21 protein-coding genes and 1 pseudogene are annotated in these 26,623 nt (G+C 73.7%); 3 read left to right on the top strand and 19 right to left on the bottom strand.

Annotated elements, in window-relative coordinates; all coding sequences use genetic code 11:
* Nucleotides 1-19: 19 nt before the first annotated feature.
* Nucleotides 20-3,271, bottom strand: a complete 3,252-nt coding sequence (locus J2S55_RS05330) for an ATP-binding protein (RefSeq protein WP_306857718.1) — start codon at nt 3,269-3,271, stop codon at nt 20-22.
* 101 nt (nt 3,272-3,372) lie between these two features.
* Here J2S55_RS05330 and J2S55_RS05325 point away from each other — a divergent pair, with 101 nt between their 5' ends.
* The 3 genes from J2S55_RS05325 to J2S55_RS05315 all read left to right on the top strand — a co-directional run bounded on the left by J2S55_RS05325 (nt 3,373) and on the right by J2S55_RS05315 (nt 5,988).
* Nucleotides 3,373-4,011: a hemerythrin domain-containing protein gene (locus J2S55_RS05325; RefSeq protein ID WP_306857716.1), complete on the top strand. Its 639-nt coding sequence runs from the start codon at nt 3,373-3,375 to the stop codon at nt 4,009-4,011.
* Between the two features lie 34 nt (nt 4,012-4,045).
* A complete protein-coding gene (locus tag J2S55_RS05320; RefSeq protein WP_306857715.1) occupies nt 4,046-4,474 on the top strand; it encodes a DUF4267 domain-containing protein in 429 nt (142 codons plus the stop codon).
* A gap of 203 nt (nt 4,475-4,677) precedes the next feature.
* Nucleotides 4,678-5,988, top strand: coding sequence for an FAD-binding oxidoreductase (locus J2S55_RS05315; protein WP_306857713.1), 1,311 nt, complete (start codon nt 4,678-4,680; stop codon nt 5,986-5,988).
* 16 nt (nt 5,989-6,004) lie between these two features.
* On the opposite strand, the gene J2S55_RS05310 is transcribed toward J2S55_RS05315, so the two are convergent.
* From J2S55_RS05310 to J2S55_RS05225, 18 genes and pseudogenes are all read right to left on the bottom strand, one after another.
* Nucleotides 6,005-6,352: a Tn3 family transposase gene (locus J2S55_RS05310; RefSeq protein ID WP_306858560.1), complete on the bottom strand. Its 348-nt coding sequence runs from the start codon at nt 6,350-6,352 to the stop codon at nt 6,005-6,007.
* Nucleotides 6,353-6,379: 27 nt separating this feature from the next.
* A pseudogene (locus J2S55_RS05305) lies at nt 6,380-7,900 on the bottom strand (RsmB/NOP family class I SAM-dependent RNA methyltransferase); the annotation flags it as partial.
* 353 nt (nt 7,901-8,253) lie between these two features.
* Nucleotides 8,254-9,183, bottom strand: a complete 930-nt coding sequence (gene fmt, locus J2S55_RS05300; RefSeq protein WP_306857711.1) for a methionyl-tRNA formyltransferase — start codon at nt 9,181-9,183, stop codon at nt 8,254-8,256.
* A 5-nt stretch (nt 9,184-9,188) separates the two neighbouring features.
* Nucleotides 9,189-9,737, bottom strand: a complete 549-nt coding sequence (def, locus tag J2S55_RS05295) for a peptide deformylase (RefSeq protein WP_306857710.1) — start codon at nt 9,735-9,737, stop codon at nt 9,189-9,191.
* Nucleotides 9,738-9,841: 104 nt separating this feature from the next.
* Nucleotides 9,842-11,227, bottom strand: a complete 1,386-nt coding sequence (locus J2S55_RS05290) for a hypothetical protein (RefSeq protein WP_306857709.1) — start codon at nt 11,225-11,227, stop codon at nt 9,842-9,844.
* A 39-nt stretch (nt 11,228-11,266) separates the two neighbouring features.
* A complete protein-coding gene (locus J2S55_RS05285) occupies nt 11,267-12,910 on the bottom strand; it encodes a hypothetical protein (RefSeq protein WP_306857708.1) in 1,644 nt (547 codons plus the stop codon).
* Nucleotides 12,911-12,959: 49 nt separating this feature from the next.
* Complete coding sequence (locus J2S55_RS05280; protein ID WP_306857706.1) at nt 12,960-15,035, bottom strand: primosomal protein N'; 2,076 nt, start codon at nt 15,033-15,035, stop codon at nt 12,960-12,962.
* 233 nt (nt 15,036-15,268) lie between these two features.
* Nucleotides 15,269-16,525 carry a LuxR C-terminal-related transcriptional regulator gene (locus J2S55_RS05275; protein WP_306857705.1) on the bottom strand — a complete coding sequence of 419 codons (1,257 nt, stop codon included), beginning with the start codon at nt 16,523-16,525 and terminating at the stop codon, nt 15,269-15,271.
* Nucleotides 16,526-16,566: 41 nt separating this feature from the next.
* Complete coding sequence (locus J2S55_RS05270; protein WP_306857704.1) at nt 16,567-18,849, bottom strand: ATP-binding protein; 2,283 nt, start codon at nt 18,847-18,849, stop codon at nt 16,567-16,569.
* 313 nt (nt 18,850-19,162) lie between these two features.
* Nucleotides 19,163-20,350: a methionine adenosyltransferase gene (gene metK, locus J2S55_RS05265; protein WP_306857702.1), complete on the bottom strand. Its 1,188-nt coding sequence runs from the start codon at nt 20,348-20,350 to the stop codon at nt 19,163-19,165.
* Nucleotides 20,351-20,566: 216 nt separating this feature from the next.
* Complete coding sequence (locus J2S55_RS05260; protein WP_306857701.1) at nt 20,567-20,875, bottom strand: hypothetical protein; 309 nt, start codon at nt 20,873-20,875, stop codon at nt 20,567-20,569.
* A gap of 139 nt (nt 20,876-21,014) precedes the next feature.
* On the bottom strand, nt 21,015-22,358 hold the full coding sequence (coaBC, locus tag J2S55_RS05255) for a bifunctional phosphopantothenoylcysteine decarboxylase/phosphopantothenate--cysteine ligase CoaBC (RefSeq protein ID WP_306857700.1): 1,344 nt from the start codon (nt 22,356-22,358) through the stop codon (nt 21,015-21,017).
* A gap of 8 nt (nt 22,359-22,366) precedes the next feature.
* Nucleotides 22,367-22,630: a DNA-directed RNA polymerase subunit omega gene (gene rpoZ / locus J2S55_RS05250; protein ID WP_012889517.1), complete on the bottom strand. Its 264-nt coding sequence runs from the start codon at nt 22,628-22,630 to the stop codon at nt 22,367-22,369.
* Between the two features lie 13 nt (nt 22,631-22,643).
* Nucleotides 22,644-23,255 (bottom strand): guanylate kinase, encoded by a 612-nt coding sequence (gene gmk / locus J2S55_RS05245; protein ID WP_306857696.1) that lies wholly within the window; start codon nt 23,253-23,255, stop codon nt 22,644-22,646.
* Nucleotides 23,256-23,410: 155 nt separating this feature from the next.
* Nucleotides 23,411-23,734: an integration host factor, actinobacterial type gene (gene mihF, locus J2S55_RS05240; RefSeq protein ID WP_012889515.1), complete on the bottom strand. Its 324-nt coding sequence runs from the start codon at nt 23,732-23,734 to the stop codon at nt 23,411-23,413.
* 187 nt (nt 23,735-23,921) lie between these two features.
* A complete protein-coding gene (pyrF, locus tag J2S55_RS05235) occupies nt 23,922-24,635 on the bottom strand; it encodes an orotidine-5'-phosphate decarboxylase (protein ID WP_306857694.1) in 714 nt (237 codons plus the stop codon).
* Nucleotides 24,632-25,606, bottom strand: coding sequence for a dihydroorotate dehydrogenase (locus J2S55_RS05230; protein WP_306857693.1), 975 nt, complete (start codon nt 25,604-25,606; stop codon nt 24,632-24,634). The genes pyrF and J2S55_RS05230 overlap by 4 nt, the downstream gene beginning before the upstream one ends.
* Nucleotides 25,596-26,471, bottom strand: a complete 876-nt coding sequence (locus tag J2S55_RS05225) for a dihydroorotate dehydrogenase electron transfer subunit (RefSeq protein ID WP_370879591.1) — start codon at nt 26,469-26,471, stop codon at nt 25,596-25,598. Before J2S55_RS05225 ends, J2S55_RS05230 begins: the two co-directional genes overlap by 11 nt.
* Nucleotides 26,472-26,623 lie beyond the last annotated feature (152 nt).

The following is a 26,623-nucleotide window of genomic DNA, read 5'->3' as shown; positions in this document are numbered from 1 at the left end:
GCGGCGCCGTGGGCAGAGGCTAGGTGGTCGTCCGTGACCGGGCCTCGGCGGCCCAGGGGGGTGCGTTCCATCGGTCGGCGATGGTGGCGGCCTGGGTGAAGTGGGCGGCGGCCTCGTGGTCGCGGCCGAGGAGGACGGCCAACTCGCCGAGGGTGTGGGCGACCGGGCGCAGCGCCACCGACACGCTCGTGGCGCCCGCCGGGGGGCCGTTGCGGTGCGGAAGCAGCGTCGCGTAGATCTCCTCGGCGGCGTCGCGGTCGTTCAAGGCGACGATGGCCATCGCGCGCAACGTTGTGAGGAAGGTGAAGAAGAAGTCGGGGCGGATCGGGCTGGGTGACGCGCGGACCTCGCGGGCTTCGGCGTCCAGGCCGTTGGCGTGGAGGGCGAGCGCGAGCAGGTCGGAGGTCATGGGGCCGAGCGCGGCGTGGAGGGCGCGCACGTCGTCCAGGTGCGCGCCGAGCGTGCCGTCGTTCAGCCAGATCGACGCCAGCGCGAGGCGGAGAAAGCCTGCGGCGTGCACCGATCCGGCGCGTCGCATGCGCTGGGTGGCCCTGGTGTAGCGGTGCTCGGCGTCGGCGGACCGGCCCTCGATGAGTGCCAGGGTGGCCAGTGCGATCTCGGCGGCGCCGGTCGCTTCCGGCATCCGGTAGGAGCGGGCGAGGTCGAGCGCCTCCACGGTCAGGCGGCGCATGGTCGCCGGGTCGTTGGCCGCGGCGGCGCAGGCGGCCTGGTTGAGCAGCCCTGTCACGCGGTAGACGGGCAGGTCGTGCTCGACGCTGATCTTCACCAGCTCGCGGGAGTACTCCTCCCGCTCGGCGTCGCGGGCGAGGACGTCGCGGGCGAGGACCAGCAGCGCCGCGGCCCGGAGGCGGGGATCGGTGGCGAGGTCGAGTGCTTCCCGGGCCGCCTCCATGACTGTCAGATCGTCCTCGCCCACCAGTTCGTGGGCGTAGGCGATGAGGAGGTGGGACCGCACGTCGGGGGTGAGGCCGGTGCGCTTGAGCAGGCGGCTGAGGCGGTCGACGATGGGGCGGTCGACCGTGCCGTAGGTGCGGGCCTGCCAGGGGGTGGGCTCGGTCCAGGCGGTGAACGCGGCGATCATCAGGTCGTCGCGGCCGATCGACTCGGCGTGCTGCACGGCCTGCTCGCGCGTGTCCCTGGCCGCAGCGAAGGCCCCGGCCCTGATCTGCGCGCGCAGCAGCCTGCCGAGCAGGGCGACGCGCTCGTCCGGGTCGCTGGAGTTGGCGACGGCGTCGGTGAGGAGCGAGACCGCCACGTCGTGGGCGTAGCGCGCCTCGGCAAGCTCGGCGGCCTGGACGCAATAACCGACGGCTTTCGGCGAGCCGGCTCGCGCGTAGTGGTGGGCCAGGGCCGCGACGTCGCCACCGCCCTCCAGGGCGGCGGCGATCCGGGTGTGCATCCTGGTGGCCCGCAACTGGCTGACGTCGGCGACCAGGGTGTCCCTGACCAGCGAGTGAACGAACCGGACCCGCCCGGGCCCGGGCTCGTCGAGCAGCCCGGCGATGACGCCGGCGTCCAGCGCGTCCAGGACGCTGTCCTCGTCGGTGTCGGCGGCCTTGACGAGGACATCCACTGAGCTTTCCCGGCCTGCGACCGCGGCGAGCCGGAGGACGGACACGCCTCCCTCGGGCAGGCGCGCGAGCCGGCGGCGCAGGACGTCCCGTACGCCTTCGGGGACCTCGGAGAGGGCGACCAGCGCGCCTTCGCCGTTCAGCAGCCGGGCGCTTTCGCGCACGTAGAACGGGTTGCCGCCGGTGCGCTCGGCGATCCCTGCGATGGTCTCCTCGTCGGCCTCGCATTCGGCCCGTACGAGCTCCGCGACGGCCTCGTCGTTCAGCCCCGGCAGCGCCAGGCGGAGGGGCGTGGCGCGCGCGAGGGAGGCCAGCGTTTCGGTGAGGTGCCCGCTCTCGTCCGCGCGGTACGCGGCGACGAGCAGGATCGGGGCCCGCATGCCGAGGCCGCCGCCGAGCAGTTCCAGCGTGGTGGCGTCCGCCCAGTGCAGGTCGTCCAGCACGACGGCGACCGGGCGTTCCGTGGCGACCGCCGCGAGCCACTTCCACACGGCTTGGCGCAGGCGGAACCGTCCCGCGGTGGCGTCGGCGTTCACCGGCTCGGTGTCGGTGAGCAGCGGCGCGAGGTCGTCCGCGAACTCGCCCGGGGACGTGGACGCGGCGACGGCTCTCAGCGCCTCGGTCCAGGCCCACGCGGGCGGCGCGCTGTCGACCTCGGGGCAGCGGCCGACGGCGACCAGCCACCCGTCACGTTCGAGCCGCCTGCCGAGGTGTTCCAGCAGCGTCGACTTGCCGAGCCCGGCCTCGCCGGTGACAAGGGCGATGCGGGCTCCGTCGGTGGCGGCCCCGGTGGCGGCCGTGACCAGTGCCGACAGCTGTGCCTCGCGTCCGACGAACGGCGCCTCGACGATCGGGGCCGTCCCCGGGAGAGGGGCCACCTGCGGCAGCGGGGCGGTCAGCGGGGGCGGGGGGACGGTCGCGCGTAGGACGTCCGTACGCTGGGTGAGGATCGCCTCCTCCAACGCCGTCAGGTCCGGGCCAGGGTCGAGCCCGAGCTCCTCGGCCAGGACGCCGCGGGCGCGGCGGAGCGTCGCCAGCGCGTCGGCTTGGCGGCCGCTGCTCCACAGTGCCAGGGCGTGCAGCCGCCAGCCTTCCTCGCGGAGGGGCTCGTCGCGGGTGAGCCGCTCGGCCTCGGGAACCACCGCGGCGGGGTCGCCGATGCGCAGACCCGCCGCGACGTGCAGCTCGGTGGCCACCAGGCGTAGCTCGTTCAGCCGGGCCGTCTCGGCGGCGGCCCACGGCTCGTCGGCGACCTCGGCGAACGCCGGTCCCTGCCACAGTCCCAGCGCCTCGGCGAGCCGAGCCCGCGCGGCGCGTAGGTCGGTGTCCGTACGCGCTTGGCCCAGCAGGCCCTCGAACCGCCACGCGTCCACCGCCTCCGGTGGCAGCCGCAGCGCATAACCCGGCGCCGCGCTCACCAGCAGCCGGGCCGGCGTGCGCGGCGGACGTCCGGGTTCCAGCAGCCGACGCAGGTTGGACACATACGCCTGCAGGGACATCAGCGCCCGCGCGGGCGGCTCCCCGCGCCACAGATCCTCGATCATCCGGTCGACCGGCACGACCTGCCCACGCGCCGCCACCAGCAACGCCAGCACGCCCCGCTGCCGCGGGCCGCCGAGGTGAACGGCCGCACCGTCCACCTCCGCTGCGAACGCGCCCAGCACCCGGATGAAGACCATGATCTGCACATCGTATGTGGACGTTCCAAATCTTCTCCAAGCCCCCTCCAAATACCCGGGAGCAGCCTGAACACGTCGCAACCGATGAAGGGCAGGAACAGATGAGCGTCAACACCCAGGACATGGAGATCGTCCACCGCGTCCTCCGCCGTGAGTCACGGCTGCTGGTGGAGCTCGTCGCGGCCGTCGCCCCGGGTGACACCGCTCGTGCCAAGGTGATCGCCGACCATTTCCGCGTCTACCGGCTGGGCCTGCACAACCATCACGAGGGCGAGGACGAGCTGCTGTGGCCGCCGCTGCTGTCCCGGGTGGACCTGGAGGCCGACATCGTCCTGCGCATGCAGGCCCAGCACGAACGCATCGCGGCCACCCTGACCAGGCTGGACGCCGCGGTCCCCGCCTGGGAGGCCACCGCGGGCGCCGACGGACGCGACACCCTCGTGGCCGCCCTCGTCGAGCACCGCGCGGTCCTGCTGGAGCACCTCGACGAGGAGGAGGCCACCCTCCTCCCGCTCGCGGCCAAGCACATCACCGAACAGGAGTGGGCCTCCCTGGGCGACCACCTGGTGAACAACACTCCCAAACTCACCCTGCTCACGCTCTTCGGCGCCGTCCTGGAAGACGCGGACCCGGCCGAGCGCGCCATCGTCCTCAGCGGCCTCCCCGCCCCGGTCCGCGTCATCTGGCACGTCATCGGCCGCCCCCGCTACGCCCGCCACATCCGCCGTGTACGCGGCTGAACCCTGCCCGTCCGTACATACAAGGAGAACGACCATGTCGCTGAAGAAGCTCAACACCGTCCTGGCCGCCGTCGTCGTCCTGTTCACCCTCTACCTCGGGTTGTCCTTCGTCCTGCCCCTCGGGACCACCTTCCCGGGCCTGGCGAACTGGCCCTCTGACGGCAGCGGCTTCTCCATCGTGAAGGGCAGCCGCGAGATCGCGATGGGCCTGGCCATGGGCATCCTGCTGGTGACAGGCCACCGCCGCCCGTTGGGCTGGGTCCTGCTGATGATGGCCGTCACCCCGTTCGGCGACATGGTCAACGTCCTGGCCCACCACGGATCCACGGCCGCCGCGCTAGGCATCCACGGCCTGACCGCGGCGCTGATCGCGGTCACGGGGTTGCTGATCCTCCGCGAGACCGGCAAGGCGCGCAGGGCCCAGGAGACCGCCGCCCCAGCACCCGCCGCGCAGCCCGCCTGACGTCTGCACGCCCCGAAGGGGTGGCCCGAGAACTCGCTGAAGCAGCAGCGTGTTGACGTGCACCGGCGCGGACCATCACAGGTGCAGGACCGGCATCGAGGTTTCGGCGTGATCCTTGTCCGGCCGGTCAGGGCGCCCTCCTTCCCGTAGTGCAGCACGGTATTCCTTCGCATTTTCCGAGAACTCGACAAAGGGAGACGACGATGACGATCAACGATCTGCGCGGTGTCCTCAAGGGGCGCGTGCTCCTGGCCGATGACGACGGCTTCGAACAGGCGGCCACCGCGTGGAACCTGACCGTCAGGCAGCCGGTGGCGGCCGTGGCGGAGGCCGCGGACGCCGATGACGTGGCGGCGCTCGTGCGTTACGCGCGGCGGGCGGGTATGACGGTGACCGCACAGCCGAGCGGGCACGGCGCCTCGGGCGATGTGGAAGGCCTGATCCTGTTGCGTACCGGCCCGCTGAACGAGGTGGAGATACGCCCGCAGGAGCGCGTGGTCCGGGTGGGCGCGGGCGTGAAGTGGGGGCAGGTGCTGGCCGCGGCCGGCCCGCTGGGGCTGACCGGCCTGGCCGGCAGCGCACCGGGGGTCAGCGTGACCGGCTACACCCTGGGCGGTGGGGTCGGCTGGTTCAGCCGCAAGTACGGCTTCGCCTCCGACAGCGTGCGGGCCATCGACATCGTGGACGCCGATGGCGAGCCGGGCCGGGTGACCGCCGAGTCCGATCCCGAGCTGTTCTGGGCGCTGCGCGGCGGTGGCGGGGACTTCGCGGTGGTGACCGCCCTCGAACTCGAGCTGTATCCCGCGCCGGTCCTGTACGGCGGGCGCGTGATCTGGCCGGAGCACCGGACCAGGGAGGTGTACGACGCGTTCCTGGAGATCACCGCCGAGGCGCCGCGTGAACTCAGTGTCTGGATCAACCGGCTCCAGCCCCCCGGCGCGCCGCCGATGGTGACGCTGGATCTGGCCTACCTGGGTGAGGCGGCTCAGGGGGAGGACCTGCTGGCGCGCATCGACAAGATCGAGGGCGCGATCTCCGACAGCCGCGGCGTCGTCCCGGTCGCCGACCTGGGTGACATCACCGCCGAGCCCACCGATCCGGCCCCGTCCATCGCCCGTGCGGAGCTGCTCACCGGCCTGGACGCGGACGCGGTGGAGCTCCTGCTGGCCAAGCCGGTCGAACCGCTCATCAACGTGCAGATCAGGCACCTGGGCGGGGCGCTCGCCGAGCCGGGCGGCGGGGCCGGTGCGAGCGGCGCGGTGGCTGAGCCCTACCTGCTCGGCCTGCTGGGTCTCGGCCTGCCGCACGCGGCCGATGCGACGCGCGCCAAGCAGGCCGAGGTCGTGGCCGACCTGGAGACCTACATCAGCGGCCGCAAGCCGTACACCGTGCTGTCCCCCGGTGACACGGCGGCGAAGTCCTTCTCCGGCAGCGCGCTCGCGCGGCTGCGGGAGATCAAGCGGGCCCGTGACCCGCACAACGTGTTCCGCGCGAACTACCCGGTGCTCGGATAGATCGGTTCCCGGCAGGTCACGGCCCCTCCGCCCATCGGGGTGGCGGGGCCGCGCCGGACCCGCGTGACAGACAGGGCCCGCGTGACAGACAGGGAAAGAAGTGGGTGAACAACGCGATGTAGTTGTCGGCGACGTAGCGGTGGGCAATGGCCCCACAGCCGCCGTAGCGGATGTGGTACTCGGCGATCAGACTGTCGATATAGATCTCGTACTCGGTGCCATCAGCCGGCACCGAGGAGCCCTCGCCCCAGATCTTGGGCAGGTCCAGCTTGAGACAGGCGTTGACCACCTCGGCGATCGCCTTGTCGAGCGCGGCCAGGCTGATGTGCCGGCGGAAGGTGCAGCCCGGCTCGTGGGCGCTGATCCGGCCGCGCAGGTGACGGGCGGCCGGTCAGCGGCGGCGCAGCAGTGTGAGGAACATCCCGTCGGTGCCGTGACGGTGGGGCCAGAACTGGACGTGGGGCCCCTCGCCCAGGCCCTCCACCTCGGGGAGGTAGGCCCGGGCGTCGAGGGTCTCCACGTCGTCGCGGTGGCGCAGGACGTCGCCGACCACCGCCGTGGTCTCGGCCAGGTGGGGCGAGCAGGTGACGTAGGCGACGACCCCTCCGGGACGGACGGCCTCCAGCGCCGAGGCGAGCAGCTCGCGCTGGAGCCTGCCCAGGTCCGGGAGGCTGCGGGGATCGCGCCGCCAGCGGGCTTCCGGACGGCGGCGCAGGGCGCCCAGGCCGGTGCAGGGAGCGTCGACCATGACCCGGTCGAAGACCCCGGAACGCCAGGCGGGGACCGTGCCGTCGGCGGTGATCACCGCGGCCTCGCGGGTGGTCTGCCGGACCAGGCGGGCGCGGTGGTACTGCAGCTCGGCGGCCAGGAGATTGGCCCCGCCCGGGAAGGCGGCGGGGCCTGACGGCCCACCCGGCGCACCGGGCACCGTAGACGCTCCGGACGCCCCACCCGGCCCGCCAAGCACCGCGGACGCTCCGGACGGCCCGCCCGGCTCGCCCGACGCCCCGCCCCGCTCACCGGACGCGGACGCGGGACCGGACGGCTCCCGGGAGGCCGCCGGGAGAGCGGCTCCGTGGACGGCGATGGCGTCCAGCAGGCCCGCCTTGCCGCCGGGGCCCGCGCACAGGTCGAGCCAGCGGGAGTCGCCGCCGGTCACCGGGACGCGGGTCAGCGCCAGGGCGACGAGCTGGCTGGCCTCGTCCTGGACGGCGGCGCGCGCCTCGGCCACGGCGAGGACGGAGCCGGGGTCGCCCTCCGGCAGGTAGGCCGCGTAGGGGGAGTATCGGGCCGGCTGGGCGCCGGAGGCGAGGAGCTCCTCGACCGACGCGCGGCCGGGCCGGGCGACCAGGGTGACCCGGGGGCGCTCGTTGTCGGCGGCCAGCAGGGCGGCCGTCTCGTCGAAGTCGCCGCCCACGGCGTCGCGCATCGCGGTGACGATCCACCGGGGGTGGCTGTACGCCACGGCGAGGTAGCCGATCGGATCCTCGCCGGGATCGGGGGCCACGATCGGCAGCCACTGCTCCAGGGAGCGGCCGGCGACCTTGCGCAGCACGGCGTTGGCGTATTTCGACGCGCCGGTGCCCACCCGCAGGCGCACCAGGTCGACGGTCGTGCCCACCGCGGCGTGCGGGGGGACCCGGGTCTTGAGCAGCTGGTGCACGCCCAGGCGGATCGCGTCGAGCAGCGGCGGGTCCAGGTCCTCGGGGGCGCGGTCGCTGCAGGCCGCGATGACCTCGTCGTAGGTGCCCAGGCCACGCAGGGTGCCGTAGGCCAGCTCGGTGGCCAGGCCCGCGTCCCGCCCGGACAGGCGGCGCTCGCGCAGCAGCGTGGGCATCAGCAGGTTGGCGTAGGCGTCCCGCTCGTCCACGGCGCGCAGCAGGTCGTAGGCGGCGTTGCGGGCCTCGTCACGCGCCGGTCGGGGCGGACGGCCGCCCCGGCCACCGCCCTGAGCACCCCGGCCACCGCCGGAACCACCCTGAGCACCCCGGCCACCGCCGGAACCACCCTGAGCACCCCGGCCACCGCCGGAACCACCCTGAGCACCCCGGCCACCGCCGGAACCCCGGCCACCGGACCCACCCGGCTCACCCGCACCCCGGCCACCGCTGAACCCGCCGCCCTGAGCGCCCCGGCCACCGGACCCGCCCGGCTGACCCGCGTTCCGGCCGCCGGACCCCTGGCCCCGGCCGCCGCCGGAACCCCGGCCGCCGCGTGAGTGGTCGCCGGGACCGCGCCCGCCGTTCCCCCGATCGTTCATGATCTCTAGCCCAGCCGATCTTCGTCTGCGGGCCGCACGCCGCGGGCCCACTCTCCCGCGCTCATCAGGCGCTTGCCCTGCGGCTGCACCTCGCCCAGCTCGACCGGATGGGTGGCCGTGCCGACCAGGACGGAGTGCTTGGCGGCCGCGATCCGCCCGGGCTCCAGGGCCGGGGCGTCCGGTGCCGGCCGTACCGGCCCGACCTTGACCCGCTGGCCGCGGAACTCCGTCCATGCGCCCGGGGCGGGCGTGCAGGCGCGGACGAGGCGGTCCACCCGCATGGCGGGCGCGGACCAGTCGATCCTGGCGTCGTCCACGTTGATCTTCGGTGCGAGGCTCACCCCCTCGGCGGGCTGGGGGACGGCCTCCAGCTCACCGTCCTCGATCCCGTCGAGGGTCGCCACCAGCAGCCCGGCACCGGACTCGGCGAGCCGGGCGAGCAGGTCACCGCTGGTGTCGGCGGGCCGGACCTCCTCGGTCACGACGCCGTAGACCGGGCCGGCGTCCAGTTCCTTGACGATCCGGAAGGTGGCCGCGCCGGTGATCTCGTCGCCGTGGAGCACGGCGTGCTGCACCGGGGCGGCGCCGCGCCAGGCGGGCAGCAGCGAGAAGTGGAGGTTGACCCAGCCGTGGCGCGGGACGTCCAGGGCGGACTGCGGCAGGAGCGCGCCGTAGGCCACCACCGGGCAGCAGTCGGGGTCGATCCGCCGCAGCCGCTCCAGGAACTCGGGGTCGCCCGCCTTCGGCGGCCTGAGGACCTCCACGCCCGCCTCCTCCGCCAGCTCGGCGACGGGGCTCGGGTGGACCCTGCGGCCCCGGCCCGACTGGGCGTCCGGCCGGGTGACGACGGCGACGACGTCGTGGCGGGGCGAGTCGAGCAGGGCCCGCAGCGAGGGCAGGGCGGTGTCCGGGGTTCCGGCGAAGACCAGGCGCAAGGTTGTTACAGAGCCTTCCCGTGGGTGGCGTGCGGAGAGAACTTGAAGGCGGGCGCCGACAGCCCGCTCCACTCGGCCTCGCGGATCTCCTTCATGGCGAGCTTGCGCTGCTTGGGGTCCATCCGGTCGATGAACAGCACCCCGTCGAGGTGGTCGGTCTCATGCTGGAAACAGCGGGCCATCAGGTCGGTGCCCTCAAGGGTGACGGGCTCCCCGTGCATGTTGAAGCCCCTGGCCACGGCCCGGATCGCCCGGGGCGTGGGGAACGACAGGCCGGGGAAGGACAGGCAGCCCTCCTGGCCCTCCTCGTCCTTGTCGTCGGAGAGGTCGAGGTTGGGGTTGATCAGGTGCCCGAGCTGCTCGTCCACGTAATAGGTGAAGACCCGCAGGCCGACCCCGATCTGCGGCGCGGCCAGCCCGGCACCGGGGGCGTCCATCATCGTGTCGGTCAGATCCTTGACGAGCTTGCGCAACTCCTTGTCGAAGTCCTTCACCGGCTCAGCCGGGGTGCGCAGCACGGGGTCGCCGAAAAGACGGATCGACTGAATGGCCAACAGGGCTCTCCTCACGCTTTTCGGGGGGATCCCCACAGTCTAAGGGCCGTGGGGAGTGTCCCTCGGATCTCTCCTCCCGCGGCCGCGGCCGCCGGAGGGCGGCGTCAGCGCGAGCGGGCCTTCATGGCCGCCTTCCGCGCGGCCTTGGCGACCGCCGCGTCGCGGTGGTGGGCGGCCAGCACGTCGAGCACCGCGATGGTGTCGGGGTGCTCGACCAGGGTCATCTCCTCGACGACACGGATCAGGTCCTCGCCGGGTTCGAGCATGTCGAACTCGTGCATCGCCTTGGGCGCGTTGCCGAGCTGGATCAGCGAGGCGAGCGTGTCGACCGCGAGCCAGGTGCTGTCGGCGGGCGTGAGGGCGGGCGCCGGCAGGTCGCGGATGTGCAGCCAGGAGGCGGCGTAGCGCCACATGGCCGGCTCGGTGAGCGCCTCCCTCAGCGGCGCCTCGGCCTCGGGGCCGAGCTCCTCCAGGATCGTGCCCACGGTGCCGCGCTGGCCGGCCGTGCCGGATGCGGCGATCTTGACCAGCTCGCGGGCGGCGGCCTCGGCGTGGCGCGACTCCAGCCACACGGTGACGGCGCTGGGGGCCGCGGAGCGCTCCGTGATCGCCTTGACCAGCTCGGCCGCGCCCAGGTCGGCGAAGACCGCGACCTCGGCGCCGGTGGGCGCGTCGTGGCCCTCACGCAGCAGGTCCTGGCGGACCGCCCACATGCCCAGCGGGGTCAGCCGGGGCCAGCCCGCCTCCGACAGCTCGATGAGCCCGCAGTAACCCAGCAGCGACAGCGCGCCGTCCAGCTCGCCCGGGAGCGCGGCGGCCAGCGCCCGCATCTCGGCGGGACGGGCCTCGCAGGCCACCTCGTGCGACTGGAGGATGCCCTTGACCAGGGTGGCGGGAGACAGGCCGTCACTCACGGCGTACATCGTGGCGAGCATCTCGGCGAGGTGGTCGTCCACCACCGAGGAGCCGGTCAGGCTCTCGTCGGCGCGGTCGAGGACGTCCATCACCACGCCGTCCCAGAACCCCAGCAGCGCGGCGGGGGGCAGCTCGGCGGAGAGCGCCAGCGGGCCGGCCGTCACCACGCCCCGGGAGATGCGCAGCATGCCGGTGTTGACCGCGACGACCCAGAGCAGGTGCAGCCGCGCCGGGTTGGGCACCCCGAGCTCGGCGCAGGGCAGGTAGGGGTCGGGCAGCAGGCCCTCGGGCGTCACCTCGCGGGTGCCGGTCCACGCCGCCAGCCGCTGGGCGTCCAGCACCAGCGGGACCCGGAGCACGGCGGAGGCGAGCTCGCCGTCGGGGGCGAGCACGACCGGTGGGAAGCTCAGCACCTCGCTGCCGCAGTCGGGGCAGTCGCAGTCCTTGTCGTCGGCGGAGGCCGCGTCGAGCACGGCCGCGCGCGCCTCACGGGACCCCGATCCCAGCTCGTCGACCAGCCTGCGCAGTTCGCCGAGATCGAAGACGTTGCCGGTGGTGTTCCCGCTCTTTGCCACCCGTGAAACTTACTGCACTGGAGCCCCACGGGTGTACGGCTAGCCGATAGCGCGGGAGCGGGCTTTGAAGGCGGCCTTGCGGGCGGCCTTGGCCACGCTCTGGTCGTTCAGGGAGCGGCCCAGCAGCTCAAGGACCTCGACGACCTCGGGATGGTCCACCCGCCACATCTCCTCGATCACGTGCGCCGGCGGGCCGGAGGCGGCCATGTTCTCGGCGAAGGTCTCCGGGTCGTCCTCGGCGGCGGAGATGGCCAGGGCGAGCATGTCGACGCTCATCCACAGCACCTCCTCCTGGGAGAGCGCCGGGGCGGCCAGGCCCCGGGAGGAGAGCCAGTGGACGGCGTGCGGGCGCAGCTCCGCCTCGTCGAGGTGCCGGCGGATCGCGGGCTCGGCCTCCGGGCCGAGCCGGTCCACGATCGTCACGGCGATGCCCCGCACGGCCGAGGGCGCGCCGGAGGCGGCGTTCAGCAGCTCGGTGGCGGCCTCCTGCGGGCTCCTGCCCCGCAGCCAGCCCTCGATGTCGGCCTCGGCCAGCTCGGTGGGCATCCCGGACAGCAGCCCCTCGATGAGCTCGGAGGCGTCGGCGGCGGTCAGGTCGGCGGCCTCGGGCGCCTCGATGCCCAGGCCGGTGTAGTGCTCCCGCAGGCCCCAGACGGCCAGCGCGCTCAGCTCCAGGGTCTCCTCGCTCCGCTCGGCGATCCCGCAGTAGGCCAACCCCCGTACGGCCTCGGCGATGTCCACCTCCTCGTCGAGCAGCCCGATCTCCTCCAGGTATTCCATGACCAGGGGGATCGGCACCGGTGCCTGCAGACGGTAGAGCATGTCGCACAGGCCGTAGAGCTCCTCGTCGAGGGACGCGGCGCCGGTCACGGCCCCGCCGGTCTCCTTCTCCACCAGGAACTCCACCACCGCGGCCCACGTGTCGAGCGGGTCGGGGTCCTCGCCGTCGAAGATCGCGGTGCCCTCGACCTCGACCAGGCCGGTGTGCACCGCCAGCTCCCACAGGAAGCCGGGGTCGGCCACCGCGAGCTGGGCGGTCGCCTCGGCGGCGTCGCGGACCCGCAGCCGCCCCTTGACGGTCGGCGTGCGGCCGCCGGCCAGCATCCACTGGACCAGCCGCCGGACGTCGGTCACCAGGGGCACCCGGGAGGCGCTGTCGGCGAGCCTCTCGCGGGGCGCGGTCCGGACCGGGGGCAGGGGTGAGCAGCCGGGGCAGTCGCAGAACTCGGTGTCGGCGGGCTCCTCCACCGCCGACACCGAGACGTCGCCCTGCTCCAGGGAGTCGGCGCCCATCGCGCTGAACAGGCTCTTGGCCATGCCGAACTTGGAGGTGTCGGCGAGCGCGATCGGCATCTCGGGCTCGATCCGGTCCAGGACGACCCGCATGCGGACGGCCATCTTGCCGCCGATCTCCTCGGTCGCCAGCAGGAAGTCGACCAGGGTGCGGGCGGCGGCGACGGTCTCGGGGGCGCTTTCCGGCGGGGCGATGACCTTGCGCGGGTAGATGTCGAGCAGCAGTTCCTCGAAAGTGACCGGGGTGAAATCACCCAGCTCGTTCACGTTCAAATAATCGCTCGCGTAGTCGCAGAGCAGCCGCACCTCGTCCACGTCAACGTCCAGGCCGCGCGCGCGCCCCCACGCGCGTAGATCGTCTACGGCCCGATTCACCCATTCGATCGACACAGGGGAAAATTAACGGCTTACTGTCAGCACCGCGAATCGGGGAAACAACTCAAATCACATCGAGAGGGTCAATGCATACTCTGACCACCTCGGGGGCCTTGCGCGCGGAACGCACCCCGGCGGCCCCCTTCACCGCGGCGGCCAGCGCCGCCCCGGCCCCTCTGGGGACCCGGAGCATGGCGCGTTCCCGCACCTGGTCGCCCCTGGGCGAGTCGAGCGGGACGGGGCCGAGAACCTGCGCCCCGTCCGGCAGCGCCACCTCGCCGAGCATCTCCCTGACCGCCGAGGGGGAGCCGCTCAGCGTGGCCATCCTTACCGCCGGGGGGAAACCTAGTTCTGTCCTGTCGGCCAGCTCACGTCCGGCATGGGTGATGGGGTCCCAGCGCAGCAGCGCCTGCACGGCGGGCACCGAGGAGTCGGCCAGCACGACCAGCTCGGCCCGGGGCCGCAGCAGCGCCGCGGCGTTCATCCACCGGCGCAGCGTCTCCTCGGCGGCCCGCAGGTCCGGCCGGCCGAGCAGCGCCCACCCGTCCAGCAGCACGGCGGCCGCGTAACCGCCCTCGGCCACCGGCTCGGCCCCCGGGGTGGCCACCACCAGGGCGCGGGCGGCGCCCACCGTGGCGAGGACGCCGTCCTTGCCCGAGGTCTTGACCTGCACCGAGGGGAAGGCCCGTCCCAGCTCCTCGGCCGTGCGGCGGGCGCCGACCACCTGCGCCCGCACCCGGCCGCCCCCGCAGGCCGGGCAGCGCCACTGCCCCGCGATCCGGCCGCACCAGCGGCAGTAGGGGGCGGCGTGACCGCCGCGCAGCGCCAGCGGCCCGCTGCAGTGCCCGCAGCGGGCCGGGGCCCGGCAGTTCTGGCAGGCCAGCGCGGGCAGGTAGCCCCGCCGGGGGACCTGCACCAGCACCGGGCCGCTGTCCAGCCCGGCCCGCAGCGCCCGCCAGGCGAGGCTGGGCAGCCGGGCCGCCCGCGCCGCCTCGTCCCTGGCCAGCTCGGAGTCCTCGCCGGTCGGCCGGACCCTCGGGGCCCTGGCCCTGACCGTCTCGCGGGCGGCGGCGATGGTGCCGGCCCAGCCCGCGGCGACGAGCTGGGTGGCCTCGGCCGTACGGGCGTATCCGCCGATGAGCAGGCCTGCCCGGCTCTGGTGGGCCCGCAGCGCGAGGATCTCCCGGGTGTGCGGGTACGGCGCGAGCCGCTCGGAGTGCAGGTCGTCCCCGTCGTCCCAGACCACCGCCAGCCCGAGATCGCGCACCGGCGCGAACGCCGCCCCCCGGGTGCCGACGGCGGCGCGCACCTGCCCCCGCGCGACCCGCAGCCACCGGCGGTAGCGCTCGGCCGGCCCCAGGTCCGCGGTGAGCGCCACATGCGCCCCCGGCCCCAGGGCGGCGCTCAGCGCCGCGTCGGCCAGCGCCACGTCCTTGCCGTCGGGAACCACCACGAGCGCGCCCCGGCCGCCGCGGAGCGTCTCCCGGACGGCCACCGCGACCGCCGCGGCCCACTGCGGCCCGCCCTCCTCCGTCCCGGGCAGCGCGGTCCACACCGCCCGCGGCGCGCGCCCCTCGGCGAGGGCCTCCAGGAACGGCTCCCCGTCCGGGTAGTCCGCCCAGGGGCCCGGCCCGGAGCCGTCCGGCGCCTGCTGCGCCGCCTCCTCGGGCGGGGGGACGGCCTCGGCCTCCACCTTGGCGTGGCGGGGCGGCACGGCCAGGCGCAGGACGTCGGCCAGGGTGCCGGCGTAACGGTCGGCCACGGCGCGGGCCAGCACGGCGATCTCGGGGGTCAGCACCGGCTCGGGCGAGACGACCTTCTCCAGCCGGGCCAGCTTGCCCTGGTGCTCGCTGGCGTCCGCCCGCTCCAGCAGGAAGCCGTCGACGAGCTTGCCGGCGAAGCGGACCCGGACCCGCGAGCCCGGCACCGCGTCGGCGTCCATCGTGGCCGGGACGACGTAGTCGAACGGCCGGTCCAGGTGCGGCAGGGGTGTGTCCACGGCCACCCGGGCGACCGGCAGCAGGGCTGCCGGCTCCGGCACCCCTCTGGCCGGCGCGGCCGGGACCGGCGCGGGCCGCTCACGGACGGCGTCGAGCGGCAGCAGGGCGCCGTCGTCTGGTGAGGGGCTGGCGTGGGTCACCCACTTGTCCTACCAGATCCCGGGAGCGGCCTCGTCCTGCCAGGTCCCGGGCGGTGGAGGCGATCGGCCAGTGGGTCACGCCCGACACGGGGAACGCCCCGGTGTCATGTCAGCCGGAAGGGGACCCCTCCCTCAGCACCGGCTGACCGCTGCGGAACGCCGGAGCGCGCGGTGTCCCACTGGCCGCCCCCATCATGAGCCCCGGCACCGGCATCCCGCATCGGGCGATGTGCCTATATCTGCGCCTGGCAGTCGTTCTCGGCCACCCACGCGGCCACCTGGGTGCGCGAGGTGAGGCCGCCCTTGGCGAGGATGTTGCGGACGTGCGCGTCCACGGTGCGCTTGGCGATGTCCAGCCGTGCGGCGATCATCGGGTTCGACAGCCCCTCGGTGATCAACTCTGCCACCTGGAGCTCCCGGGCGCTCAGCGTGCCGGTGACCGCCTGCGCGACCCGGCCCGCCTGGTGGGCGCACGGGGCACGTCCCGCGCCCCGCAGCGGCTCCTGTACGGCCGGCCGCCACCGTCCCCCGGACGGGCTCAGCACGACCTCCCGGTAGGCCTCCAGCATCCTGTGGCGGCCTCCCGGCTCGCGGAGCACCACCGACCGCTCCACCAGTCCGGCCAGGACCGGCGCGACCCGGTCCGTCCCGAACTCGGCGCCGCAGGCCCGCTCGGCGGCGGCCAGGTCGAAGGGGCCGGGCAGCGCCGCCAGCAGCGCCCAGAGCCTGCGCTGCTCGTCGTCGCAGAGCCGGTGGCTCCACTGCACGCAGGCCCGCAGGTCGCGGTGGCGCGGCAGCGCGGTCCTGCTGACCCCGGTCAGCAGCGTGAGGCGGTGCCGCAGCCGCTCCAGCAGGTCGCGGGCCGACAGGGAGCGCATCCGGGCGGCGGCGAGCTCGATCGCCAGTGGCAGCCCGTCCAGCCGGGCGCAGATCTCGGCGACCACCGGCGAGACGGCCGGGGTCAGGGCGAACCCGGGGTCGGCGGCCACGGCCCGGTCCTCGAACAGCCGCACGGCCTGCGGCAGCGGCAGCGGCGCCAGCCGCAGCACCCGCTCCCCCGCCAGGCCCAGCGGTTGCCGGCTGGTGGCCACCACCACGGTCTTCCGCGCCTCGCCGAGCAGGGTCTCCACCAGTTCGGCGGCCTGGCCGAGGAGGTGCTCGCAGGTGTCGAGCACGACGAGCAGCCGCCGGTCCCCCAGCGCGGCGGCGAGCTCCGGCACCGGGAGGGGGCCGCCCGGTGCCAGCGTCCCGGCGACGACGGCCGCCGGATCGTCGGCGCCCGACAGCTCGGCCCGCCAGACCCCGCCGGCGAAGCCACGGCGCAGCGTGCCGGCCAGGCGCAGGGCCGTACGGGTCTTGCCCACCCCGGCGGGGCCGGTGACGGTCAGCAGCCTGGCGCCGGCGAGATGGCGCAGGCCCTCGGCCAGCTCCTCGGCCCGTCCCACGAAGCTCGACAGGTCAACGGGCAGATTCCCCGGACGCCTCGCCATTTTCCGCCCCCCGTGTCCGCCGAAATGTTACCAGGCGGTAGTCACGGGCTCCCCGGAGCGGCGGGCCCCTCCCGGCGCCGCCGGGTCGCCCAGGCCGCGACCTGGGCGCGCGCCGAGAAGCCGAGCTTGGCCAGGATGTGCTCGACATGCGAGTCGACGGTCCGCTGGAGGACCATCAGCCGGTGGGCGATCTGCCGGTTGGTCAGCCCCTCGGCGACCAGCTCGGCGACCTCCCACTCCCGCCGGGTGAGCGGGGCCCAGCCGGAGTCGCGGCCGGCGGGCGGGTCCCCGGCCGCCTCCTCGCCGAGCGCGTAGGCGATCGCCCCCTCCAGGCCGAGGGCCGCCCCCTCCCGGGCCGCCTGGTCGGAGTCCCGGCGGGACAGGCCCCGCCTGACCAGCTCGGCGCAGCGGGCTCTCTCCTCGGCCATCATCGGATAGCCCTGCCGCAGCAGGCCCTTGTCCCGCCAGCCGGCCTGGGCCGCGCCGAGCAGCCGCCCCGCCCTGGCCAGGTCGCCCTGGTCCGCCGCGGCACCGGCCAGCAGCTCCAGGCAGAACACGACCGCCATGGCGTCGGAGAAGTGCCGCTTGACCCGCAGCGAGTCACGCGCGTGCGCGGCCGCCCGCTCCGCGTCGCCCTCGGCCCTGGCGACCAGCCCCAGCCCGTAGTCGGCGTAGGCGCGCGCCCACGCGTTCCCCCGCTCCTCGCACAGCTCCCGGCAGCGCAGGAAGACCTCCCTGGAGGCCGCCGTACGGCCGCGCCAGATCAGGCTCAGGCCCAGCTCCACCATCGCCGGCAGGAGCACCTCGGGGAGCCGCCCGCCGGGGCCGAGCCGGTCCACCACCGCGCCCAGCAGTGCCTCCCCGCCGCTCAGGTCGCCCTCGATGACGGCCAGCGTCCCGCTCAGCTTGAGCAGCAGGAGCCCGACCAGGTCGTCGCCGGGCGCGGAACGGCTCCCGCACCGCTCCAGCAGCAGCCGCGCCTCGCGCAGGTGGCCCCGGGCGATGGCGATGTAGGCCAGGGTGAGCGTCGCCATCGACCACGATTCGCTCCCGGGGCGCGCGAAGGCGAGCAGCCGCTCCAGATGGTGGTGGCCCTCCCGGAGCATCCCGCAGGCGACCCAGAGGTACCACAGCGCGACCGCCATGCCCAGGCCGGTCTCGTGCTCGGCCGGGTCCTCGGCGCACAGGTCGAGGGCCGCGCGGATGTTGGGCCAGTCGCGCCGGATCCGGCCCCACAGCTCCACCTGGTCGGCGTCCGGGCCGATCGTCCTGCCCCGGACCGCCAGCTCGTGGTAGTGGCGCAGGTGACGGCGGCGCAGCCGCTCCCGGTCCCCGCTCTCCAGCAGCTTCGCCGCGCCGTACTCCCGGATGATGTCCAGCAGCCGGTAGACCGTGCCCTCGCCCCGTCTGACCGGGATCACGATGGACTTGTCCACCAGGCCGAGCAGCGCGGGCAGGACCCGCTCGGCGGGCAGCGCCTCGTCGGCGCAGACGCTCTCGGCCGCGGCGGCGTCGAAGGTGGAGACGAAGACCGGCAGCCGCGACCAGAGCAGCCGTTCGTCATCGGTGCACAGCTCGTGGCTCCACTCGACGGTGGCGCCGACGGTCGGGTGCCGCCTGCCCGCCGTGAGGCCCGACAGCAGCCAGAGCCTGTCGTCGAGCAGGCCGAGGATCCGGTCGAGAGGGAGCGTGCGCATCCGGACGGCGACCAGTTCGATGGCCAGCGGTATGCCGTCCAGCCTGGCGCAGACCTCGGCGATCTGCCGGGCGTTCCCGGCGGTGAGCGCGTAGTCCGGGTCCACGGCGGTGACGCGCTCCAGGAAGAGCGCGACCGAGTCGCAGCGCGACAGCTCGGCCACCGACTCCGCCTCGCGCGGGCCGGGCAGGGGCATCGGCGCGAGCGCCACGAGGTGTTCGCCGGGCACGCCGAGCGACTGCCTGCTGGTGGCCAGGATCCGCAGTTCGGGGCTGCTCTCCAGCAGGGTCTGCGCCAGCCGGGCGCAGGCGTCCACGAGGTGCTCGCAGGTGTCCAGGATCAGCAGGGTCCGCCGGTCACGGAGATGCTCGGCCAGGGCCTCGGCGTCCGGGCGGCCGGAGGGGTCCGCCGGCTCCAGCGCCTGGGCCACCGCCTCCTCCAGATGGCCTGGGTCGCTCACCCCGGCCAGCTCCACGAACCGGACGCCGTCGGCGAAGGCCCGGCGCACTCCGGACGCGGCCCTGACGGCCACCCTGGACTTGCCGATGCCCGCACCCCCGGTGACGGTGACCAGCCTGGACACCTGGAGCAGGCGCCTGACCTGGCGGACCTCCTCCTTGCGCCCCACGAAACTGGTGATCTCCGCCGGTAATCCGCCTGTCCCCGACCGCCCGCTCACGTCTCTCCCCCAAGATCTCTAAAAAAGAGAAGCTACACAGGGTCCGACGTCCCACGCCCGCGGGTGGTGGTCAGGTCAAGGGCACAGCCGTGCCGTACGGCTCCGGCCGGGCGGCAGGCGGTGCGGCGGGATACCGTCGAGACGGAGGGCGGGTGGAGGTGGGAGGCCGCGCCTCACCATCCGGGGCGTGGCCCCCCGGGGGGCCGGCGGGAGACGCCACAGCCCCCCGTGAGACGGCTCACGGGGGGCTGTGGCGGAGGGGTCAGAGACCGGCGGCGGCGCGCAGGGCGTCGGCGCGGTCGGTGGCCTCCCAGGAGAATTCGGCGCGGCCGAAGTGACCGTAGGCGGAGGTCGCCGAGTAGATCGGACGCAGCAGGTCGAGGTCGCGGATGATCGCGGCCGGGCGCAGGTCGAAGACCTCCAGCACGGCCTGCTGGATCTTCTCCGCCTCGACCTTCTCGGTGCCGAAGGTCTCGACGAACACGCCGACCGGGTGCGCCTTGCCGATGGCGTAGGCGACCTGGACCTCGGCGCGGTCGGCCAGGCCGGCGGCCACGATGTTCTTGGCGACCCAGCGCATCGCGTAGGCGGCCGAGCGGTCGACCTTGGACGGGTCCTTGCCGGAGAAGGCGCCGCCACCGTGGCGGGCCATGCCGCCGTAGGTGTCGACGATGATCTTGCGGCCGGTCAGTCCGGCGTCGCCCATGGGGCCGCCGATCTCGAAGCGGCCGGTCGGGTTGACCAGCAGGCGGTAGCCCTCGGTCTCGATCTCCAGGCCGGCGAGCACCGGGTCGACCACGTGCTCCTTGATGTCGGGCGCGAGCATCTCCTTGAGGTCGATCTCGGCCGCGTGCTGGGTGGAGACCACCACGGTGTCGAGGCGGACCGGGCGGTCGCCGTCGTATTCGATGGTGACCTGGGTCTTGCCGTCGGGGCGCAGGTAGGGCACGGTGCCGTCCTTGCGGACCTGGGACAGGCGCTCGGACAGGCGGTGCGCGAGCTGGATCGGCAGCGGCATCAGCTCGGGGGTCTCCCGGCAGGCGTAGCCGAACATCAGGCCCTGGTCGCCCGCGCCCTGGCGGTCGAGCTCGTCGGCGTTCTCGCCCTCGCGGGCCTCGTAGGCGTCGTCGACGCCCTGGGCGATGTCGGGCGACTGCGCGCCGATGGACACCGACACGCCACAGGAGGCGCCGTCGAAGCCCTTGTGAGAGGCGTCGTAACCGATCTCGAGGATCTTCTCCCGGATGAGACCGGGGATGTCGACGTAGGTCTCCGTCGTCACCTCTCCGGCGACGTGGACCTGACCGGTGGTGATCAGCGTCTCGACCGCGACGCGGCTCTTGGGGTCACCCTTGAGCATGGCGTCGAGAATCGCGTCACTGATCTGGTCGGCGATCTTGTCCGGGTGGCCTTCGGTGACCGACTCGGAGGTGAACAGGCGACGGGACAAGTCAGTGGCTCCTCATGCAGCGGCTGCTGGCGTCTGGGGGCTCTGGCGTCTATACGACACCAGTAGCGCTGAGCCGAAGTCTAGCCGTACCCGGTGCGGCCACGTGAAATCCCATCTTGCTCTCTTTCCGCGCGCCGGGCCGATCCGTCCTCCACCGCCCGGACGCGGGCCGGTGGGGCCGTGTCCGGGCGGGGCGCGCCCGGGCGCGCCGCGGAGTCACAGGTCGGGCAGCGGATCGGGCGGCAGCGTCTCGGGCGCGAAGACCTCGGCGTCGGCGGCGCACACCACCGCCGCGTACTCCTCGTCGATCTCGAACACCATGTCGCCGAGCTCGATGGCCGCGCCCGCGGAGAACTCCACCGGGCCGAGCCTCGTCCGCCGGGCGTGGGTGGCGTAGACCGAGGTCGGCGCGTCCTGGTCGAAGAACTTGGTGGACAGCACGGAGATCGACCGGTCGGTGACCACGATCAGGAAGGTCGCCATCCCCGGCGAGCCCACCGACAGCGCGGGCAGGATGTAACGCATGTCCTCCCCAGGGGGGAGCAGGGCGCGGCAGCGGGCCCTGACAGCGGCGGGGACCGGCATGGTCAATTCCCTTCATGCTGCAACGTCGCAGGTCACTCCGGACGCAGTATCCGCCGCCGGAGAATCTCCGGCAAGCGGATCAGGCAAGCCTCCGGGCGACGAGGTCCCACACCACGTCGGCGAGGTCCTCCTTGGGGCCGCGCGGGATCTCCACCGGCTCGCCGTCGGCGGCCAGGACCACCGCCGCGTTGTCCGGCGTGCCGAAGGCGAGGTTGTCGCCGACCTGGTTGACGACGAGCAGGTCACAGCCCTTGCGGGCCAGCTTGGCCCGCCCGTTGGCCAGGACGTCGTCGGTCTCGGCCGCGAACCCCACGATCACCGACGGGTATGGCTTGAGCCCCTCGCGGCGGCGCTCGCCCAGCTCCGCAAGGATGTCGGGATTTTTCACCAGATGGATGGGGTCGGGGTCGGCCGAGGTTTTCTTGATCTTCGAGCCGCTCTGCGCCGCGGGCCGGAAGTCGGCGACGGCGGCGGCCATGACCACGGCGTCGGCGTCCTCCATCGCCTCCAGCACGGCGGCGCGCAGCTCGGCGGCCGACTCCACCCGGACCACCGTGGCCCCGGCCGGATCGGGCAGGGCGACGTTCGCGGCGACCAGCGTGACCTCGGCGCCGCGGGCGACGGCCGTGCGGGCCAGCGCGTAGCCCTGCAGGCCCGAGGAGCGGTTGCCGATGAAGCGGACCGGGTCGATCGCCTCGCGGGTGCCGCCGGCGGAGATCACCAGACGGCGGCCGGCCAGGTCTGCCGGGCGCCCGGCCAGGACCCGGCGGCAGACCTCGAAGATCTCCTTGGGGTCGGGCAGCCGGCCGCGGCCGGTGTCGGCGCCGGTCAGGCGGCCCACGGCGGGGTCGATGACGATCGCGCCGCGCTCGCGGAGCGTGGCCACGTTGGCCCGGGTCGCGGGATGCTCCCACATCTCGGTGTGCATGGCCGGGGCGAAGACCACCGGGCAGCGCGCGGTGAGCAGGGTGTTGGTGAGCAGGTCGCCGGCCAGCCCGTGGGCGGCCTTGGCGAGCACGTCGGCGGTGGCCGGGGCGACCACCACCAGATCGGCGTTCTGCCCGATCCGGACGTGGGGCACCTCGTGCACGGAGTCCCAGACGTCGGCCGCCACCGGGTTGCCGGACAGGGCCGCCCAGGTCGGCTCGCCGACGAAGCGCAGCGCCTCCCGGGTCGGGACCACGCGGACGTCGTGACCGGACTCGGTCAGGAGGCGGAGCAGCTCGCACGCCTTGTAGGCGGCGATGCCCGCGCTCACCCCGAGGACGACGGAGGGCCTGCGGCCCGGGAGGTCGGCTCCGGGCGGGTGGCCGGGGGCCGGGTCGTCCGGATCGGCGGGCCCGGGACGGCGTCCCTCCCCCTCACCCGGCTCCGCCCGCCGTACGGGCCGGTCGGCCGTCGCACCCTCGCCAGGCGTCCGCATCGGTGGGACTAGCCCTCGATCGGCTCGGAGGTGAGCAGGCCCTCGCTGACCTCGCGCAGCGCGATGGACAGCGGCTTCTCCTGCGCGTGGGTCTCCACGAGCGGGCCGACGTATTCCAGCAGGCCCTCGCCGAGCTGGGAGTAGTAGGCGTTGATCTGGCGCGCGCGCTTCGAGCCGAAGATCACAAGGCTGTACTTGCTGTCGACGATGTCCAGCAGCGCGTCGATCGACGGGTTGGTGATGCCTTCGGAGTAGGCGGCGTTCGTTGCCACGTTGTGATTTCCCCTAGCTAGGTGAACGACCGGGGCTCGAAGCCTCGGGAGCATCAGCCAGTAAGGCTATCAGCCGATGACATACATCCTGGACGGACGTGTTCACAAGAGTCAGGTCGAACTCCTGCTCGGCCGCCATCTCGATCCGGCCCGCCGCCAGCCGGCGGGCGATGACGTCCTCGGGCTCGGTGCCCCTGCCGCGCAGGCGCTTCTCCAGCTCCTCCCAGGTCGGCGGGGCCAGGAAGACCAGCACCGCCTCGGGCATGCTGGCCCGGACCTGGCGGGCGCCCTGGAGGTCGATCTCCAGCAGGGTGGGCACTCCGGCGGCGAGCTTGTCGAGCACCGGGCCGCGCGGCGTGCCGTATCTGTTGCCGGCGAACTCGGCCCACTCCAGCAGCTCGCCGGAGGCGGCCAGCCGGTCGAACTCGTCGTCGTCGGCGAAGAAGTATTCGACCCCGTGGGTCTCCCCGGGCCGGGGCTTCCTGGTGGTCACCGAGACCGACAGCCACACCTCGGGGTGTGCCCGCCGGAGCTCGGCGACGACCGTGGACTTGCCGACGCCTGACGGCCCCGAGAGGACCGTCAGGCGATTGCCGGTCGGTCCGGCGAAGGCTCGCGCCGCCACCGGACCTGCGACCGGGGAGGTGAAGCCACCGGACCCGCTCTCAGCGGTTGCCTCCGGGGTCCGACTCTCGTCGGGCCACGACGTTCCGGTCACTCCAAACCCCCCGTGATGCCTTTCCCGCGGATGCGGGTGAGCGTGTTCTTACTGAACCGAGACTAGCTCTCGGCACCGCCGAACTCACGCTCGAGCGAAGCGCGCTGGTTGGCGCCCAGACCCCGCACGCGGCGGGACTCTGCGATGCCCAGCCGCTCCATCAGCTGCTTGGCGCGGACCTTGCCCACGCCGGGGAGCGACTCCAGAAGAGCCGAGACCTTCATCTTGCCGATGACGTCGTCAGCCTGCCCGTCTTTGAGCACCTCAGCCAGAGAGATCGCGCCATGCTTCAGGCGGTTCTTAACCTCGGCACGCTCTCGGCGGGCCTTGGCAGCCTTCTCTAGGGCTGCGGCGCGCTGCTCAGGGGTAAGGGGAGGAAGAGCCACGCCGGGTCACCTCGAATTTCCTGTCGATGTACTCGGACGGGATGGGAAACTAGCTGGTCATGACGCTCCAAGCAACGTCAAGGCCAGTTTCTTCCCTTAGAAAATCTACTTCGTCACTTTGTGTAGCCGAAAAGTAGCCGAGCGTCGACGAAACTGCGCTCACCGCCGTGTTTTCAAGCGACGTGGATCACACCGCACGCCCGCTGGCGGCGAGGGTGCGCCGCAGCGCCGCGGCGATCCCCGCGGCGGCCGCCCCCGGGTCGGCCGAGCCGGTGATCGGGCGGCCGATCACCAGAAGATCGGCCCCGTCGGCGAGTGCCCGCTCGGGAGTCGCTACCCTTGCCTGATCCTGACTCTCGGCGCCGACGGGGCGGACGCCGGGAGTGATCAGGGTGATGTCCGGCCCGACCTCTGCCCGCACCGTGGCGACCTCACGCGGCGAGCAGACGAGGGCCTGGGCGCCCGCGCCGACGGCCATGATCGCCATACGGCGCACGGCGTCGTCGGAGGGACCCCTCAGGCCGATCCGCTCCAGATCGGCCTCGGAGAGCGACGTGAGCACCGTCACGGCCGCGATCTGGGTGCTGGGCAGGGCCTCCACCGCCGCCTCGATCATCGCGGGGCCTCCGGCCGCGTGGACGGTCAGGATCGCGGGCTTGAGCCGCGCCACCGCCTTGGCCGCGCCCGCGACGGTGTTCGGGATGTCGTGGAGCTTCAGGTCGAGGAAGATCTGCACGCCGCTCGCGCCGCGCACCGAGGCGATCACCTCGGGGCCGTAACGGAGGTAGAGTTCGAGTCCGACCTTGACCGTGCTCACGTGCGGCGTCACCAGGCTCGCCCAGTGGGCCGCGGTCTCCAGGTCGGGTGCGTCCAGGGCGACGGCGATGGGTGCGGGCGTCACAGGGAACTCTCCTCTAGATCTATCCGGTGCCGGGTGGACGCCCCCGGCGGGCGATGGGCCAGCCCGACCGCGTCGGCCAGCCGGTGGAAGCCGCGCGCCGCCAGGAGCTCCTCCAGCTCCCGCAGGATGCGCAGGCAGGCGTAGGGGTCGTGGAACAGCGCCGTGCCGACGGCGACGACGCAGGCCCCGGCGAGGATGAGCTCGAAGGCGTCCCTGCCGGTCAGCACGCCGCCCATGCCGATGATGGGCACGCTGGGCAGCGCGGCGTGGACCTGCCACACGCAGCGTACGGCCAGCGGCCGGATGGCCGGTCCGGACAGGCCGCCGGTGACCGCCGCCAGCGACGGGCGCATGGCCTCGGTGTCGATGCTCATGCCGAGCGGGTTGTTGATCATCGAGAGCGCGTCGGCGCCGCCGTCCACGCAGGCGCGGGCGACGCTCACGACGTCCACCACGTCCGGGGAGAGCTTGGCCACCACGGGCACGTCGTAGCGCATCACCGAGCGCACCGAGGCGATCACCTCGGCCGAGGCGGCCCCGTCGCGGGCGAAGACCCGCCCCCGGTCCTCGATGTTGGGGCAGGACAGGTTGACCTCCACGGCGCTCACCCCGGGGGCGTCGGTGAGCCGGCGGGCCAGCGCGGTGTATTCGGCCACGGTGCCGCCGCCGATGGAGACCACGGTCCTGACGTTCCGCTGGGCCAGCCAGGGCAGCTCGCGCTCCAGGAAGGCGTCCACGCCCGGCCCCTGCAGGCCGATGGCGTTGAGCATGCCCGAGGGCGTCTCGGCCATCCTGGGGGTCGGACGGCCCGCTCTGGGGGCCATCGTGATCGACCGCGTGGTCAGCGCGCCGATCCGGCCCAGGTCGAAGAACTGGGCCAGCTCGGAGCCCGACGCCGCGCATCCCGCGGCCGTGGTGATCGGATTGACGAGCTCCACGTGCCCCAGGTAGGTCCGCATGTCAACCGGCATTCCGCGATCCCCCACCGGGCGCTCCGAGCGCGTCGAACGGGATCGTCCCCACGTCGTCGAACCGGACGCGCTCGCCCCGGAAGACCGGCCCCTCCACGCACGAGCGCACCATCCGGGTCACGCCGTCGTCGCCGATGACCGGCAGCACGCACGTCATGCAGACGCCCACCCCGCACGCCATCCGCTCCTCCACGGCCACCTGGACCGGGATGTCGAACTCGACCGCCACGGCGGTGACGCCGCGCAGCATCGACATGGGGCCGCAGGCGTAGACCACGTCGGCCCGGACGTCGGCGATCACGCCGGGCAGCACGTCGGTCACCCGGCCGCGCAGGCCCAGGGAGCCGTCCTCGGTGGTCAGCGTGGTCGTCTCCCCCATCCTGCGGGCGCGCAGCGCGCCGAAGACCCGGTCGGCCGAGGCCGCGCCCAGCACGAAGTCGACGCGACAGCCGCGCTGCTGGAGCACGTCGGCCACGGGGAACAGCGTCGCCGAGCCGTACTCGCCGCCGACCAGGACGCAGGTCACCGGGTCGCGCGGCAGCGGGAAGGGCCGGCCGAGCGGCCCGACCAGGTCAAGCGTGTCACGGGCGCGGCGCTCGGCCAGCCACGCCGTGCCGGGGCCGCGCACGGTGAAGACGAACTCCACCGTGCCGCTGTAGTCGGGCTTGACGTCGTGGATGGAGAAGGCACGGCGCGTCAGCATCGACGTCTGCGCCCCGCCGACGGCCACCGCGACGAAGTGTCCGGGCCGGAACCGCTCGGCGATGCCGGGCGCGACCACGGTCAGCGCATGGTAGGCGTCGACCCGGCGCGTCGTCAGCACCGTGCCCGTCACCTGTACCGGAGTAACAGGCGTCTCCCTCACCTCCGCCGGGGCCTCAGCCCCGCAACCGCCGTGCCTGTGGTCGCGCCCGGCTCCTCACTCGCTCCGCGGACGGCTCATCGCCGGCCGTCCGCCACACCCGTCCGTCCCGTGACCGCCGTGTCTGCGGTCACGCCCGGCTCCTCATCCGCTCC

Origin of the sequence: Streptosporangium brasiliense (genome assembly GCF_030811595.1) — a bacterium.
Taxonomy (GTDB): Bacteria; Actinomycetota; Actinomycetes; order Streptosporangiales; family Streptosporangiaceae; genus Streptosporangium; species Streptosporangium brasiliense.
This window is presented reverse-complemented; position numbering and strand designations above follow the sequence as displayed.

Excerpts from the sequence above, each read along its gene's own strand:
- J2S55_RS05330 (WP_306857718.1), bottom strand. The coding sequence starts at position 3,271 with ATGGTCTTCATCCGGGTGCTGGGCGCGTTCGCAGCGGAGGTGGACGGT.
- J2S55_RS05325 (WP_306857716.1), top strand. The coding sequence starts at position 3,373 with ATGAGCGTCAACACCCAGGACATGGAGATCGTCCACCGCGTCCTCCGC.
- J2S55_RS05320 (WP_306857715.1), top strand. The coding sequence starts at position 4,046 with ATGTCGCTGAAGAAGCTCAACACCGTCCTGGCCGCCGTCGTCGTCCTG.
- J2S55_RS05315 (WP_306857713.1), top strand. The coding sequence starts at position 4,678 with ATGACGATCAACGATCTGCGCGGTGTCCTCAAGGGGCGCGTGCTCCTG.
- J2S55_RS05275 (WP_306857705.1), bottom strand. The coding sequence starts at position 16,525 with ATGGCGAGGCGTCCGGGGAATCTGCCCGTTGACCTGTCGAGCTTCGTG.
- J2S55_RS05260 (WP_306857701.1), bottom strand. The coding sequence starts at position 20,875 with ATGCGTTACATCCTGCCCGCGCTGTCGGTGGGCTCGCCGGGGATGGCG.
- coaBC (WP_306857700.1), bottom strand. The coding sequence starts at position 22,358 with ATGCGGACGCCTGGCGAGGGTGCGACGGCCGACCGGCCCGTACGGCGG.
- J2S55_RS05230 (WP_306857693.1), bottom strand. The coding sequence starts at position 25,606 with ATGCCGGTTGACATGCGGACCTACCTGGGGCACGTGGAGCTCGTCAAT.